We start from the raw sequence: 914 nt of genomic DNA on the forward strand, positions 1-914 counted from the left end.
CGTGTTGCTACTCGCTACGACAAACTTGCCAGAAACTTCTTGGCCGCCGTCCACCTCGCCGCTCTCGTCGCTTATTGGATCAATTGAGTCTGAACCCTAACATTACAGTTGCCGTTTTGCTTTGAGATGCGCGCGCTGAGCGGCAGCCTGGTGAGCTCTGCGCCAGAATGACCATGCGATGACATGCGCGGGTTGGATCCGCTTTCGAGCAAGCCTGATGGCGATGCGGCGGATTTCCTGGATTGACCAACGGATCAGCGGCGGCGTGGGTGTGCTTTGGCTTTTGCCGGGGGGCGGCGTTTGGTTTTTTTGGGCGGTGGCGGATTGGCGCGATGGCGGATCGCCGCCATCATGGCGAAGGCGAGCATCACCAGGGACACGTGGCGATGCCAGCCATGCCAGGACCTGCTCTCGTTGTGATCGAGCCCGAACTCGTTTTTCGCGGTTTCAAAGCTGTCCTCGATCGCCCATCGATGGCCTTCGACCGCGACCAGCGTTTCAATGGATGTTCCCGCTGGGCACCAGGTGGTGAAGAAGGCGAGATCGCCATCGGCGATATGGCGACGGATCAGCAGACCGCGCGTCCATAAACCATCATTTGCGCTGTTGAACTGCTCGACCTCGAGATCGGCCAGTTCGAGATAACACCAGTCATGCAGCCTCGGTCCTTTGGTTCCGGCTCCCGCCGACAAGCGCTTCCAGTCGGACGGGCGCCGCGTCCGGGCGATGTCTTCGGCCTTGCCGGCGACCGGCTGTCGCTTGCCCCAGGATCGGAAGACATGAGAGCTGCTGACCCCGAGCACATAGCCTTTGCCTGCCCGCCGTAGCTGCTGTTCGATATCGCCAACACCGTAGACCGTGTCACCGGCAACCCACTTGAATGGTACAGACGCGGCTATCGCACGTGCGATCAT

The 914-nt window shown here is 60.4% G+C and carries 1 protein-coding gene and 1 pseudogene; one reads left to right on the forward strand and one right to left on the reverse strand.

Features of this window, described 5'->3' with window-relative positions; genetic code table 11:
• A pseudogene (locus tag IVA75_RS00425) lies at positions 1-87 on the forward strand (IS5/IS1182 family transposase); the annotation flags it as partial.
• Between the two features lie 167 nt (positions 88-254).
• On the opposite strand, the gene IVA75_RS00430 reads toward IVA75_RS00425, so the two are convergent.
• Positions 255-914, reverse strand: a 660-nt coding sequence (locus tag IVA75_RS00430; protein WP_247358367.1) for an IS701 family transposase, incomplete at its 5' end; no start/stop codon positions are given.

Source organism: Bradyrhizobium sp. 134 (assembly GCF_023074155.1).
Taxonomy (GTDB): Bacteria; Pseudomonadota; Alphaproteobacteria; order Rhizobiales; family Xanthobacteraceae; genus Bradyrhizobium.